The organism is Pseudomonas sp. CFII64 (genome assembly GCF_000416235.1).
Taxonomy (GTDB): Bacteria; Pseudomonadota; Gammaproteobacteria; order Pseudomonadales; family Pseudomonadaceae; genus Aquipseudomonas.
The window spans coordinates 86,944-100,386 of record NZ_ATLO01000011.1; the positions used below are offsets into that span (position 1 = coordinate 86,944).

9 protein-coding genes and 2 pseudogenes are annotated in these 13,443 nt (G+C 59.9%); 6 read left to right on the plus strand and 5 right to left on the minus strand.

The window, feature by feature from the left end; genetic code table 11:
* Nucleotides 1-9: 9 nt before the first annotated feature.
* From CFII64_RS07350 to cobA, 6 genes and pseudogenes are all read left to right on the plus strand, one after another.
* Nucleotides 10-585, plus strand: a complete 576-nt coding sequence (locus CFII64_RS07350; RefSeq protein WP_020290156.1) for an ANTAR domain-containing response regulator — start codon at nucleotides 10-12, stop codon at nucleotides 583-585.
* A 268-nt stretch (nucleotides 586-853) separates the two neighbouring features.
* On the plus strand, nucleotides 854-2,065 hold the full coding sequence (locus tag CFII64_RS07355) for a NarK/NasA family nitrate transporter (protein WP_020290157.1): 1,212 nt from the start codon (nucleotides 854-856) through the stop codon (nucleotides 2,063-2,065).
* An 8-nt stretch (nucleotides 2,066-2,073) separates the two neighbouring features.
* The gene (locus tag CFII64_RS07360) at nucleotides 2,074-3,726 is read left to right on the plus strand and encodes a bifunctional protein-serine/threonine kinase/phosphatase (protein WP_020290158.1); all 1,653 of its coding nucleotides are present in this window, start codon (nucleotides 2,074-2,076) and stop codon (nucleotides 3,724-3,726) included.
* Nucleotides 3,727-4,084: 358 nt separating this feature from the next.
* Nucleotides 4,085-5,296, plus strand: a pseudogene (locus CFII64_RS07365) (NAD(P)/FAD-dependent oxidoreductase); the annotation flags it as partial.
* Between the two features lie 32 nt (nucleotides 5,297-5,328).
* The gene (locus tag CFII64_RS07370; protein ID WP_020290160.1) at nucleotides 5,329-8,061 is read left to right on the plus strand and encodes a nitrate reductase; all 2,733 of its coding nucleotides are present in this window, start codon (nucleotides 5,329-5,331) and stop codon (nucleotides 8,059-8,061) included.
* Between the two features lie 12 nt (nucleotides 8,062-8,073).
* Nucleotides 8,074-8,804 (plus strand): annotated as a pseudogene (gene cobA, locus CFII64_RS07375) (uroporphyrinogen-III C-methyltransferase).
* 7 nt (nucleotides 8,805-8,811) lie between these two features.
* On the opposite strand, the gene CFII64_RS07380 reads toward cobA, so the two are convergent.
* The 5 genes from CFII64_RS07380 to CFII64_RS07400 all read right to left on the minus strand — a co-directional run bounded on the left by CFII64_RS07380 (nucleotide 8,812) and on the right by CFII64_RS07400 (nucleotide 13,443).
* On the minus strand, nucleotides 8,812-9,750 hold the full coding sequence (locus CFII64_RS07380) for an AraC family transcriptional regulator (protein ID WP_020290161.1): 939 nt from the start codon (nucleotides 9,748-9,750) through the stop codon (nucleotides 8,812-8,814).
* Nucleotides 9,751-9,760: 10 nt separating this feature from the next.
* Nucleotides 9,761-10,594 carry an oxidoreductase gene (locus CFII64_RS07385; protein ID WP_020290162.1) on the minus strand — a complete coding sequence of 278 codons (834 nt, stop codon included), beginning with the start codon at nucleotides 10,592-10,594 and terminating at the stop codon, nucleotides 9,761-9,763.
* A 206-nt stretch (nucleotides 10,595-10,800) separates the two neighbouring features.
* Nucleotides 10,801-11,835, minus strand: coding sequence for an OmpA family protein (locus CFII64_RS07390; RefSeq protein WP_020290163.1), 1,035 nt, complete (start codon nucleotides 11,833-11,835; stop codon nucleotides 10,801-10,803).
* Nucleotides 11,836-11,941: 106 nt separating this feature from the next.
* Nucleotides 11,942-12,532 carry an RNA polymerase sigma factor SigX gene (sigX, locus tag CFII64_RS07395; protein WP_080290634.1) on the minus strand — a complete coding sequence of 197 codons (591 nt, stop codon included), beginning with the start codon at nucleotides 12,530-12,532 and terminating at the stop codon, nucleotides 11,942-11,944.
* 86 nt (nucleotides 12,533-12,618) lie between these two features.
* Entirely contained in the window at nucleotides 12,619-13,443 is an 825-nt protein-coding gene (locus tag CFII64_RS07400) for a mechanosensitive ion channel domain-containing protein (protein WP_020290165.1), read from the minus strand.

Genomic DNA, 13,443 nt, shown 5'->3' on the forward strand with positions numbered 1-13,443 from the left:
GCCGCAATCATGCTACGTATCCTGTTAATCAACGACACGCCGAAAAAAGTCGGACGCCTGAAAGCGGCGCTCTCCGAAGCGGGATTTGAAGTCATCGACGAGTCCGGACTGATCATCGACTTGCCTGCACGGGTGGAAGCGGTTCGCCCGGACGTAATCCTCATCGACACCGAATCCCCGGGCCGCGACGTCATGGAACAAGTGGTGCTGGTCAGCCGTGACCAGCCGCGCCCGATTGTGATGTTCACCGACGAGCATGACCCCGACGTGATGCGCCAGGCGATCAAATCCGGGGTCAGCGCTTATATCGTCGAGGGCATTCTGGCCCAGCGCCTGCAGCCGATCCTCGATGTCGCGATGGCACGATTTGAGAGCGATCAGGCTTTGCGTGCCCAACTTCAGGCACGCGACCAGCAATTGGCCGAACGCAAACGCATCGAATTGGCCAAAGGTCTGTTGATGAAAATGAAGGATTGCAAGGAAGAAGAGGCCTACACCCTGATGCGCCGCCAGGCCATGAGCAGGCAGCAGAAACTGATCCAGGTCGCCGAGCAGATCATCGCCATGAGCGAGCTGCTGGGGTGATGCGGGCCAACGAAAAAGCGTTCTTCGCTTCTCTGGCCCAGCTTTTGCTTAGCTAATCACACAGGTAGCCAACGGCGGTTGCCCCACCTACGACAAAGACGTCGCACACCTCTTTCGCCAACGCGAATCGGGTTGCGGCGTTTTTTGCGTTTTGGCCCCAGTGATTGGGGCCGGTGGAGCCGCCGAGGTTATGGATGCTCCACCTGCAGGTCTTCGCCCGCTGCGGTTCACGAACCGACAGACTTCCTTTATGCAGATGAGGTGTTCAATGAATACAAGTTTCTGGAAAGCCGGCCACAAACCGACTCTGTTCGCTGCCTTCCTGTATTTCGACCTGAGCTTCATGGTCTGGTACCTGCTTGGCCCCCTGGCTGTGCAGATCGCCGCCGACTTGCACCTGACCACACAGCAACGCGGCCTGATGGTGGCAACGCCGATTCTGGCCGGTGCGGTGCTGCGCTTCGTGATGGGTTTGCTGGCTGATCAGCTGTCGCCGAAAACCGCTGGCATCATCGGTCAGGTGATCGTCATCTGCGCTCTGTTCGGTGCCTGGAAACTGGGTATCCACAGTTATGAGCAGGCGCTGATTCTAGGTCTGTTCCTCGGCATGGCGGGCGCTTCATTCGCTGTCGCCCTGCCGCTGGCCTCGCAATGGTACCCGGCCGAGCATCAGGGCAAGGCCATGGGCATCGCCGGTGCAGGCAACTCCGGCACGGTTCTGGCGGCATTGATCGCGCCGGTTCTGGCCATGGCTTTCGGCTGGAGCAACGTGTTCGGCTTTGCCGTCATCCCCTTGGTATTGACGCTGATTGCCTTCTGCCTGATGGCCCGCAATGCACCAGAACGCGCCAAGCCCAAGTCCATGGCGGACTATCTCAAGGCATTGGGTGATCGTGACAGCTGGTGGTTCATGTTCTTCTACAGCGTCACCTTTGGCGGCTTCATCGGCCTGGCCAGCGCCCTGCCCGGCTACTTCAACGATCAGTATGGCCTGAGCCCGGTGACCGCCGGTTATTACACCGCAGCCTGCGTCTTTGGCGGCAGTCTGATGCGTCCATTGGGTGGCGCGCTGGCCGACCGGTTCGGCGGGATTCGCACCTTGTCCGGCATGTACGCCGTGGCCGCCATCTGCATCGCCGCTGTCGGCTTCAACCTGCCCAGCTCGTGGGCGGCACTGGCGCTGTTCGTCGCGGCCATGCTCGGTCTGGGCGCGGGTAACGGCGCGGTGTTCCAGCTGGTCCCACAACGTTTCCGCAAGGAAATCGGGGTCATGACCGGCCTGATCGGCATGGCTGGCGGCATTGGTGGCTTCCTGCTCGCAGCCGGCCTGGGTGCAATCAAGCAAAACACCGGTGACTACCAGCTCGGTCTGTGGCTGTTCGCCTTCCTTGGCGTGCTGGCCTGGTTCGGCCTGCTCAACGTCAAGCGTCGCTGGAGAACCACTTGGGGTTCGGCAGCGGTTACCGCCGCCCGCGTCTGAGGTGAGCGATGAGTCTGCAACTGAGTTTTGCCCAGTGCAGCGCCAGCGGCCCGCGACCGGAAAACCAGGACGCTCTGCGCCTGGTGACGCCGGTCCCGGCCCTCGCCGCCAGCAAGGGTTATCTGTTCGCGGTTGCCGATGGCGTCAGCCAGTGCGTCGATGGCGCACTGGCGTCGCAATCCACCTTGCAAGCCCTGGCGCTGGATTACTACTCGACACCGGAAACCTGGGGCATCGCCCAGTCGCTGGATCGCCTGCTGCTGGCGCAGAATCGCTGGTTGTTGGCCAATGGCTTACTGACCACGCTGAGCGCACTGGTGCTGCGCGGCCGGCGATTCACCCTGGCCCATGTCGGCGATTGTCGGGCTTATCGCTGGCATCGAGGGGAATTGCTGCGCATCAGCGAGGACCACGTCTGGGAACAACCGGACATGCAGCATGTGCTCAAGCGCGCGCTCGGGCTGGATCAGTACGTGGTCATGGATTACCTGGACGGCGAACTGCGCGAAGGTGAACGCCTGTTGCTGGTCAGCGATGGCGTGTGGGCCACGCTGGGCGATGCCAGCATTCGCTCGATTCTCACCGAACAAGACAATCTGGAAAACGCGGTGCAGACCTTGGTCAATGCTGCGCATCTGGCAGGCAGTCAGGATAACGCCAGCGCCCTGCTGATCCACATCGACAAGCTGGGCCAGGACGATCTCGGCGATACGCTGGTCCAGCTTCAGCAATGGCCGTTGCCGCCAGCGCTGAAAGCCGGTCAGCGCTTTGAAGGCTTTGAAGTGGTCAACCTGCTGGCGGAATCGCGGCAGTCATTGCTGTATCGGGTCTGCGACCCGCTCGGTCAGCGCTGGCTCCTGAAAACCCTGCCAGCCAATCGGCATGACGAAACCAACGCCGGGCAAAGCCTGTTGCTGGAAGAATGGTTTCTGCGGCGGGTGGCCGGGCGCTATTTTCCCGAACTGCATCCTGCCCCGGATCGTCAGCATCTGTATTACTTGATGCGCGAGCATGGTGGCCGCACGCTGGCCGAGCTGTTTGAGCTCAGCGGGCCCGTTTCCGTGGCGCATTGGCAGGATCTGGCGACCCGCCTGCTGCGCGCCGTGGGTTTGCTGCATCGGCGCAATATCATCCATCGCGACATCAAGCCGGAAAACCTGCTGCTGGATGATGACGGTGAATTACGCCTGCTGGACTTCGGGCTGGCGTATTGCCCCGGTCTGTCCGCACCCGCCGACGAACTGCCCGGCACCCCGAGTTTTATTGCGCCCGAGGCCTTCAACGGCGCAGAACCCGGGCCACAGCAGGACTTGTACGCCGTCGGCGTCACGCTTTATTACCTCCTGACCGGCCATTATCCGTACGGCGAAATAGAGGCGTTCCAGCATCGGCGGTTTGGCACCCCGGTTCCCGCCAGCCGCTATCGGCCGGATGTGCCGGACTGGCTGGATCACAGCCTGCAACAAGCCCTGCACGCCGAACCGGACTCACGCTACGAAACGGCGGAACAGTGGCTGCTGCAACTGGAACAAGCCGAACACCGGTCAGTGGCTCAGCATCGGCCGCTGCTGGAACGCGAGCCGCTCAAGGTGTGGCGCACGCTGGCGCTGGTGTCGCTGCTGGTGAACCTGATCATGATCATCTGGCTGCTGCGCCACTGAGCATTGCGCCCCGCTTCGGTGCGAGGCGCACCAAAGCGGGAACCTCCTCCACCCCGTTAGAGATTCCGTTGGAGCGAGGCTTGCCCGCGAAGGCGTCCATTCAGGTGACGATAATGGCAACAGAGACACCGATTCGCGGGCAAGCCTCGCTCCAACGCAGTCCGAGTCTAATCTGGCACAACCCATGCATATTCCCTCTCAAGCAACTCACATTCAGCCCTGACCTTCAACGACGAAGGCCCGGGCTTCCCGAGATAACGGGATCGGACAAAGGCGTCCTCGCTAGGTAACTAGCGGGACGCCTTTTTTGTTTGCACGGATTTTGTCGAGCGCGCCCATGGTGGATCTCGGAGGCAACATGAAAAAACTCAAACTGGTGATGATCGGCAATGGCATGGCCGGGGTGCGAACTCTGGAAGAGCTGCTCAAGCTGAGCGATGACCTGTACAACATCACCGTGTTCGGCGCCGAGCCGCACCCCAATTACAATCGCATCCTGCTTTCGCCCGTGCTGGCCGGCGAGCAGAAATTCGATGAAATCGTGCTCAACGATCTGGACTGGTACCTGAGCAACAACATCAAACTGCTGCTCAATCGCAGCGTTGTCAGAATCGACCGAATCAAAAGAATCGTCACCGCCGACGATGGCACTCAGGCCCATTACGACCGCCTGCTGATCGCCACCGGCTCCAAACCGTTCATTCCGCCGATTCCCGGCAACACCCTGGATGGCGTCATTGGCTATCGGGACATTGCCGACACGCAGCAGATGATTCACACCGCGCGCACCCATAAACATGCCGTCGTCATCGGCGGTGGTCTGTTGGGACTTGAAGCGGCCAACGGCCTGAAGCTGCGCGGCATGGACGTCACGGTAGTGCACATCGGCAAGTGGCTGCTGGAGCGCCAGCTGGACCAGACCTCGGCGCAATTGCTGCAGCACGCCCTTGAAGAGCGCGGGCTGAAATTCCGTCTTGGTGAACAAACAAAAGCGCTGCTCGACGACGGCGAAGGCCGGGTCAAGGCCGTGCAGTTCTCCAACGGCGATGTTGTGCCTGCGGACCTGGTGGTGATGGCCGCTGGGGTACGCCCCGCCATCGAGCTGGCCGAACAGGCGGGCATTCCCTGTGACCGAGGCATTCTGGTCAGCGACACCTTGCAGACTTTCGACCCACGCATCTACGCCATCGGCGAATGCGCCAGCCACCGGGGAACGGCCTACGGCCTGGTGGCGCCGCTGTTCGAACAAGCCAAGGTCTGCGCCAATCACCTCGCGCAACTGGGGTTTGCCAGCTACAAGGGTTCGGTGACCTCGACCAAATTGAAAGTCACCGGCATCGACCTGTTTTCCGCCGGCGACTTCATGGGTGGCGACGGCACCGAAAGCATCACCCTTCGCGACCCCATCAGCGGCAGCTACAAGAAACTGGTGATCAAGAATGACTTGCTGGTGGGCGCCTGCCTCTACGGCGACACGGCGGATGGCGGCTGGTACCTGCGGCAGATTCGCGAAGGACGCTGCATTGGCAACAGTCGCGATCACTTGATGTTTGGCGAACACAGCCTGGGCGCTGCCACCGACGTAACTCTGGGTGTTGCGTTATGCGCCTGACCGAGACCGGGGTCCAGACTCCATCCCTGACTCAGATCACCGCATCGACCTGCTGCTATTGCGGCGTGGGCTGCGGCGTCTTGATCGAGCACGACGAAGATAAAATCCTAGGCGTCAGCGGCGATCCACAACACCCGGCCAACTTCGGCAAACTGTGCAGCAAAGGTTCAAGCCTGCATTTGACTGGCGATCTCAGTGCCAGAGCCTTGTATCCGGAACTGCGTCTGGGCAAATCCCTGGCCCGCAGCGTCACTGATTGGGACACGGCGCTGGATCACGCCGCCGAAGTGTTCGCCCGAACCATCGCCGAACACGGCCCGGACAGCGTGGCGTTCTATATTTCCGGACAGTTGCTGACTGAAGACTATTACGCGTTCAACAAGCTGGCCCGCGCCTTGGTCGGCACCAACAATATCGACAGCAATTCGCGCCTGTGCATGTCCTCCGCAGTAGTGGGCTACAAACGCAGCCTCGGTGCGGATGCGCCGCCGTGCAGTTATGAGGACATCGAACTCAGCGATTGCGTGCTGATCGTCGGCAGCAACATGGCCTACGCCCACCCGATTCTGTTTCGGCGCCTGGAAGCCGCAAAAAGCAGCCGCCCGCAGATGAAAATCATCGTCATCGACCCGCGTCGCACCGACACCTGCGAGCTGGCCGATCTGCACCTGGCGATTCAGCCGGGAACCGATGTCGCGTTGTTTCACGGCATTCTGCATTTACTGCTTTGGGAAGGCTGGATCGACCGCGACTTCATCGACACGCACACCGAAGGCTATGCCGAGCTCAAGGCGCTGGTCCACGATTACCCGCCGCAACGGGTCGCCGAACTGTGCGGCGTCTCCGTCGAGCAATTGCAGACCTGTGCGCGCTGGGTCGGACAGGCGCCGAGCTTCCTGTCGCTGTGGTGCATGGGCCTGAATCAATCCACGTCCGGCAGCGCGAAAAACAGCGCACTGATCAATCTGCATCTGGCCACCGGGCAAATTGGCCGTCCCGGTGCCGGACCTTTCTCCCTGACCGGTCAGCCCAACGCCATGGGCGGCCGGGAAACCGGCAGCCTGTCGAACCTGCTGCCCGGCCACCGGGAAGCCGCCAACCCCGAGCATCGCGCCGAAGTCGCCGAATACTGGGGGATCGACAGCCTGCCGGAAACACCGGGGCTGTCAGCCATCGAGCTGTTTGAGCAGGTCCAGGCCGGCAAGATCAAAGCCTTGTGGATCGCCTGTACCAACCCCGCGCAATCCTTGCCGGATCAACACAAGGTTCAGCAAGCGCTGACCACCTGCCCGTTCGTGGTCCTGCAGGAAGCCTTTCGCACCACGGAAACGGCGCGCTTTGCCGACCTGCTGCTGCCCGCCGCCAGCTGGGGCGAAAAAGAAGGCACGGTGACCAACTCCGAACGGCGCATTTCCCATGTTCGCCGGGCGATTCCGGCACCCGGCGCAGCACGACCGGATTGGGCGATCACCGTGGATTTCGCCCGACGCCTGCAAGCCCGGCTGCAACCCGATGCGCCTGCACTGTTCGACTTTGCCCGGCCACAAGCGTTATTCGACGAGTACAAAGTCCTGACGGAGGGGCGCGATCTGGACCTGTCCGGCATCAGCTACGCGATCCTCGACCAGAGCGGCCCGCAGCAATGGCCGTTCCCCCAAGGCGCAACGCTCGGCACGCCAAGACTGTATGCGGACGGGATTTTCCCGACGCCGTCCGGCCGCGCCCGCTTCCTTGCCGAACCCTATCGCGCGCCCAGCGAGTTGCGTGACGCACGCTATCCGCTGACCCTCAACACCGGGCGCCTGCGTGACCAATGGCATGGCATGAGCCGCACAGGCACGGCGGCGCGCCTGTTTGGTCATGTCAGCGAAGCGGTTCTGGGCCTGCATCCTGATGAACTGAATCGCCACCGCCTGCAGCCCGGCGATCTGGTGAGCCTGACCAGTCGCCGCGGCAGCATCGTGGTGCCGGTCGGCAGCGACGATAGCCTGCGCGCCGGTCAGGCATTTTTGCCCATGCATTGGGGCGATCGCTTCCTCAAGGGCGGGGTCAACCTGCTGACCCAACCGGCATTCGATCCGCTGTCCAAGCAGCCGGAGCTGAAGCATTCGGGCGTACGCATCGACAAGATTGACCTGCCCTGGAAGCTCTTCGTCCTGATCGAAGGCGATGTGCAGACGTTGCTGACGGCGATACGGCCGCTGTGCGAAGCCTTCGATTACCTCAGCCTCGGCCTGGCCGGTCGTGAACGTCCGGGCCTGGTGATCAACGCGGCCAATGCCAAAGCACCGGAACCCGAGCTGTTGCAGGAAATCGACCGGATTCTCGGCCTGAACGAAGGGCCGGTCATGGCCTATGACGACCCAAAACGCTCCATCGGCAAGCGTGTGCGTCTGGAAAACGGGCGGATTACCGCCGTGCGCCTGGCGGGGGAAACCCTGGCTCGTCACTGGCTGCAAAGCCAATGGCTTGAAGGCAGCCTCAACGACAACTTGCGTCGCTGGTTGCTGGCGCCGCTCAGCACGCCGCCGGGCGCGGGCTCGACACCCACGCGCGGCAGGATTTTGTGCAACTGCATGAACGTCAGCGAAGGGGCAATCGTTACCGGCATTGCTCAGGGCCTGGACTTGGGTCAATTGAAGACACAACTCGGCTGCGGCAGCATGTGCGGCTCCTGCGTACCAGAAATCAAACGGCTGCTGACAGCAGTCGCGATCAATTAAGAGGTGAGCAGCATGAGTGCAAAAGTCTGGCTGGTGGGCGCAGGTCCCGGTGATCCGGAGTTACTCACTCTCAAGGCCGTGCGGGCGTTGCGCGAAGCCGATGTGGTGCTGATCGACGATCTGGTCAATACCGCCGTGCTCGAACACTGCCCGAACGCACGAATTATCCCGGTTGGAAAACGCGGCGGCTGCCTCGTCTGATGCTGCGTTACGTGCGCCAGGGCAAATGCGTGGTGCGCCTCAAGGGCGGCGATCCGTGTATTTTCGGGCGCGGAGGCGAAGAAGCCGACTGGTTGCGCGCGCGCAATGTCGAGGTCGAACTGGTCAATGGCATCACCGCAGGCTTGGCTGGCGCGACGCAGTGCGGCATCTCGCTGACGTTGCGCGGCATCAGTCGCGGCGTGACGCTGGTCACCGCGCATACCCAGGATGACAGCAGTCTGAACTGGCAGGCGCTGGCGCAGACCGGCACCACATTGGTGGTGTACATGGGCGTGGCGAAACTGGCGGAAATCCGCGACAGCCTGCTGGCTGGCGGCCTCGCCGCGCAAACGCCGGTGGCGATGATCGAAAATGCTTCCTTGCCGCAACAGCGCGAATGCCGCAGTTCCCTGGCCGACATGCAACGCGACGCCGCAAGCTTCCAATTGAAAAGCCCGGCGATCCTGGTGATCGGCGCGGTGGCCGCTGTCGATCAGGCAGAAATGACGGACTGGCTGCAAACCCAGGCCAGCGTTGGTTGATGGGTTGTCAGTGAGAGGACACGTAAATCGACGGTGAAGTGGGTGCGGGCAAGGCGTAACTGCGCCGGATGCGCGCCACTTCGCTGTGCGGCGTGAGACCGAAGAAACGCTTGAATTCACGACTGAACTGCGACGGGCTTTCATAGCCGACACTAAAGCCGGCGATTGCCGCAGTCATGTCGTTGCGCAGCATCAACAAGCGCGCCTGATGCAGGCGCGTGGATTTCAGGTACTGCATGGGCGATGTATCGGTGACCGCGCGAAAGTGCGAGTGGAAACTGGACGCACTCATGCCCGCCTCTTTCGCCAGGCCGTCCACATCGAGCGGTTCCTGATAACAGGCGTGAATACGCTGGATCGCCTTGGTGATCTTGCCGAATTGTCCCGGGCTGTTCAGGGCGGCGCGCAACGAGCCGCCCTGCTCGCCGCAGATGATCCGGTAGTAAATCTCCCGCAGCAGTGAAGCCCCCAGAATCCGCGCCTCAGTCGGATCACTCATGGCTTCGAGAAAGCGCAGCGTGGAATTGCGCAGTGAATCTTCCATGGGCGAAGAGTACATACCTCTGGGCTGCGCCTGAGTGCCGCCTTCGCCCTCATCGACTTGCAGCATCAATTGCGCAGCGAGGTTGAAATCCAGACGCAGATACACCGCCAGCATCGGCTCTGCAGCGCTGGCATCGGTTTCCATGGTGAACGGCACCGGCACCGAAACCACCAGGTAATGCTGGGCATCGTAAAGGTAGATTTCGTCGCCGAGATAACCGCGCTTGCGCCCCTGACAGAGGATCACGATACCCGGCTCATAGAGCACCGGGGTGCGCGTCAAAGGCCGATTGGAACGTAGAAAGCGCACATCATCCAGTGCCGACAGGTTGTAGCCTTCAGCAGGCGCCAGCCGTTCCATCAACTCAATCATGCGCGCTTTCGTATCGTGCTCTTGGCTCATTGCTACCTCTTCAGCCGTCGGTGGACCGGGTCAGCGATTCCCAGGCGTCGATTTGCTCCAGCCTGCGCTGCAATTCGCTCCTGACCAATTCCAGCGCATCGCTGCCCAGCAAAAGATGCGCAGGCGGTGTCGGGCTGGCGATCAACTGCAGAATGGCCAGCGCCGCTTTGCGGGGATCGCCCAACTGCTTGCCGCTTTTATCTTCGCGCGCCTGTCGAATCGGATCAAACGACGCATCATAGTCGGCAATCGCCCGAGGACTTCTGAGCATGGAGCGTCCCGCCCAGTCGGTACGAAACGAGCCCGGTGCCACAGCGGTGACGAAAACATTGAAGGGTTTGAGCTCCTTGCTCAGCGCGTCGGAAATGCCTTCGAGGGCGAATTTGCTCGCGCAGTAGTAGGCGATGCCCGGCATGGTGATAAACCCGCCCATGGAGGTGATGTTGATGATGTGACCGGTCCTGCGCTGCCTGAACCTAGGCACAAACGCCTTGGTGATCGCCACTGCGCCAAACACATTTACGTCGAACTGCCTGCGCATCTCTTCGATGGGCGATTCCTCGAAGATGCCTTCGTGGCCATAACCCGCGTTATTGACCACGACGTCTACAGGGCCAAAGTCAGCTTCTGCCTTGGCGACTACCGCGTCGATGGCAGAGAAATCGGTGACATCCAGCATCACGCCGTGCGCCCGACCCGACGCGCCGGCTTCGAACGCCTCCAGCGCCTGGCTATTGCGCACTGTGCCAATGACGCGATGCCCTGCGGCGATTGCTTCGGTGGCTAAAGCTAGACCGAAGCCGCTGCTGACTCCGGTGATGAAAATCGTTTTTGCAGCTGTCATGACAGGTCCTCGATCAGTGTTTGAGAAGGCCATGCTACGACTGAAGACCTCAAACCGGATGACCGTTTCCGCCATGGATATTGCCTATTCCTCCAGTTTCCGCCCCCGTGATTTATGGACCCCTGAAGCTCAAGGGTCAAATTCCGGGCAAAGAAAAGCCCGGCATAAGCCGGGCTCTTCTATTGAAGCGATTTAAAGCGGGCTAATTACTTAGCTTGGGCTTCAACTTCAGCTTCTACGCGACGGTTAACAGCGCGGCCAGCGTCAGTTGCGTTATCAGCAACTGGACGGGATTCGCCATAACCAACCGAGTTTACGCGGCTAGCGCCAACACCGTACTGGTTAACCAGAACCTGTTTAACGGCGTTTGCACGACGCTCAGACAGTTTTTGGTTGTAAGCGTCAGGACCGACGGAGTCAGTGTGACCTTCAACAGTGGTGGTAGTCGATGGGTACTGCTGCATGAAGTCAGCGAGGTTCTTGATGTCGCCGTAGCTGTTAGGCTTGACTACGGATTTGTCGAAATCGAACTTCACGTCCAGCTCAACACGAACCACTTCGGCAACTGCTGGGCAGCCATCAGCGTCAACAGTTACGTTGGCCGGGGTGTCCGGGCACTTGTCGACGTTGTCGCACACGCCGTCGTTGTCGCTGTCGGAGCACACTTCAGCTACTGGAGCTGGTGCTGCTTCAACTTTCTTCGAACCGCCACCGAAGTTTACGCCGATACCGACGCTTGGAGCCCACTCGGTGTCGCCTTGGTCGATGTTGTACTGAGCTTCAACGCCTGCACGGGCATAGAAGTTTTCGGTGAAGTAAAGCTTGGCACCGCCGCCAACGTTGGCGAAAGTGGAGCCGTTACGACCACCGCGGCCGTTCTGACCGATGCTCTGATCGGAGAAACCAGCCGAGACGTAAGGGCGCAGCATGTCGCCCGGATTGTTGAAGTGGTACAGAGCGTCAAGAGCGGTATCGGAGCCCTTGATGTTCTTGCCCGAGTCGCTACGAACGTTGTGCACTTCGTCGTAGCCCAGACGCAATTCAACATCGTCAGTCAGGAAGTAGCCAACAGAGCCGCCGAACAGGTTGCCGTTGTTTTTGAAGTCACGGGCGCTGTCGTACATTTCTTTCTTGGCGAAGCCTTCGATTTCGACTGCGCCTTGGCCTTGTGCCAGAGCGCCGAACGATGCAGCGGCAACAATAGTACCAATGGCCAAGCCCAAGGTGTTTTTCAGTTTCATCCGTTAAATCCCCATCTGGTGATTGTAAAGCAGTCCCACATATAAGGGACAACTCGTGGGCAAGTCTATCAGAACTTGCCCGATTGTTAGAGGTATTTGCACCGAGTTAAGTTTCGGTAACGCCTGCAAATTTCTCACGTAATTTATCAAGAGCCCGCTTGTAGCGCATTTTCGTTGCGCTCAAGCCCATGTGCATGATGTCTGCGATCTCCTGGAACTCCAGCTCTGCGACAAATCGCAGCACCAGAATCTCCCGATCGATCGGGTTCACATACACAAGCCAGCGATCGAGTCCACCCGGCTCCTCAGGTTTAGGCGCCTTGTCATCAGACGCTTCCTCAAGTGGATCCAGACTCAAAGCGTCCATCAAGCGACGCTTACGCCGTTCCTTTCTGTACTGCGTAATGCATTCGTTGTAAGTGATGCTGTAGAGCCAGGTTTTGAATTTCGATTTGCCCTCAAAATTCTTCAAGCCATACAACACCTTGAGCATCACTTCCTGACAGACATCATCTGCATCGCGATCGTTCCCTAAATAACGTGCACAAACGTTAAAAAGTGTCCTTTGATAGCGCCGCATCAACTCTTCGTAGGCCCGGGTCACGTGAAACAGCTCAACGTGCGCGCGCGCAACCAACTCCTCGTCAGAGAGCTCGCGGGGGTCGTAGCGCATCGGTAGCGGTTGGGGTTTATTCAAAACAAGTCGTGCCGACAGTCGGGTCAATGTCCGCCACTGTCCGGATTCCGGCGATTCGTGGCGGCATACATTAGCAGGTTAGCCGCCTAACGGCTGCTCACTCGCTGTTCGAGGAGGATCCGGTTGGACAATGAAACCAACTCTCCCTCATCGGTCAGCAGGGTGGTTTTCACCGTGCCGATCTCTTCGATCTGGCCTTCGACCTCGCCCACACGCACTTGTTGCCCTACCTGATACAACTCCCGCACATAAATTCCCGCCAGTATCTGGCCCGCGATTTCGCGACTTCCAAGGCCCATGGCCAGTGCAACTGCCAGACCAACGGTAATCAAACCAATCACAATGACATGGTTCAGGAGATCGGTCTTGACCTCCAACTGGCTGATCGCCACCGAAATACTGATGATGATGACCAGGCCCTGGGCAATTCTTCCCAGCCCGGCCGAGTAATCCAGCCCTACACCTTCAGCGGCTCCGCGCACCAGGCCGTTGACCAACTGCGCCAACAGCACTCCCACGAGCAACACCAAGGCAGCACCGAACACTTTCGGCAGGTACAAGGCCAACATGTCCAGTGTCGCGGAAACCCGCTCAAGTCCAAGCGACTCGGCCGCCGACACCAGGAAAATCAATAATACGAACCAGTAGACAATCTTGCCGATCAGCGTCGAGATCGGCACTTGAACGCCAGCGCGACTGATCAGTTTGGTCAAACCGGTACCGCCCATCAGGCGATCCAGGCCCAGCTTGGCCAGTAACTTGGACAGCAATGTATCGAGCAGCTTGGCAACAACAAAGCCCAGCAACACAACAACAAGGGCACCGAACAGGTTAGGGATGAAATTTGCAACTTTGGTCCACAATGCAGTCATTGCGGCAACCAGGCTCTGTGTCCAGAGATCCAATTCCAT

Coding starts and splice junctions, on each gene's coding strand:
- CFII64_RS07350 (WP_020290156.1), top strand. CDS start 10: ATGCTACGTATCCTGTTAATCAACGACACGCCGAAAAAAGTCGGACGC.
- CFII64_RS07355 (WP_020290157.1), top strand. CDS start 854: ATGAATACAAGTTTCTGGAAAGCCGGCCACAAACCGACTCTGTTCGCT.
- CFII64_RS07360 (WP_020290158.1), top strand. CDS start 2,074: ATGAGTCTGCAACTGAGTTTTGCCCAGTGCAGCGCCAGCGGCCCGCGA.
- CFII64_RS07370 (WP_020290160.1), top strand. CDS start 5,329: ATGCGCCTGACCGAGACCGGGGTCCAGACTCCATCCCTGACTCAGATC.
- CFII64_RS07380 (WP_020290161.1), bottom strand. CDS start 9,750: ATGAGCCAAGAGCACGATACGAAAGCGCGCATGATTGAGTTGATGGAA.
- CFII64_RS07385 (WP_020290162.1), bottom strand. CDS start 10,594: ATGACAGCTGCAAAAACGATTTTCATCACCGGAGTCAGCAGCGGCTTC.
- CFII64_RS07390 (WP_020290163.1), bottom strand. CDS start 11,835: ATGAAACTGAAAAACACCTTGGGCTTGGCCATTGGTACTATTGTTGCC.
- CFII64_RS07400 (WP_020290165.1), bottom strand. CDS start 13,443: ATGGAATTGGATCTCTGGACACAGAGCCTGGTTGCCGCAATGACTGCA.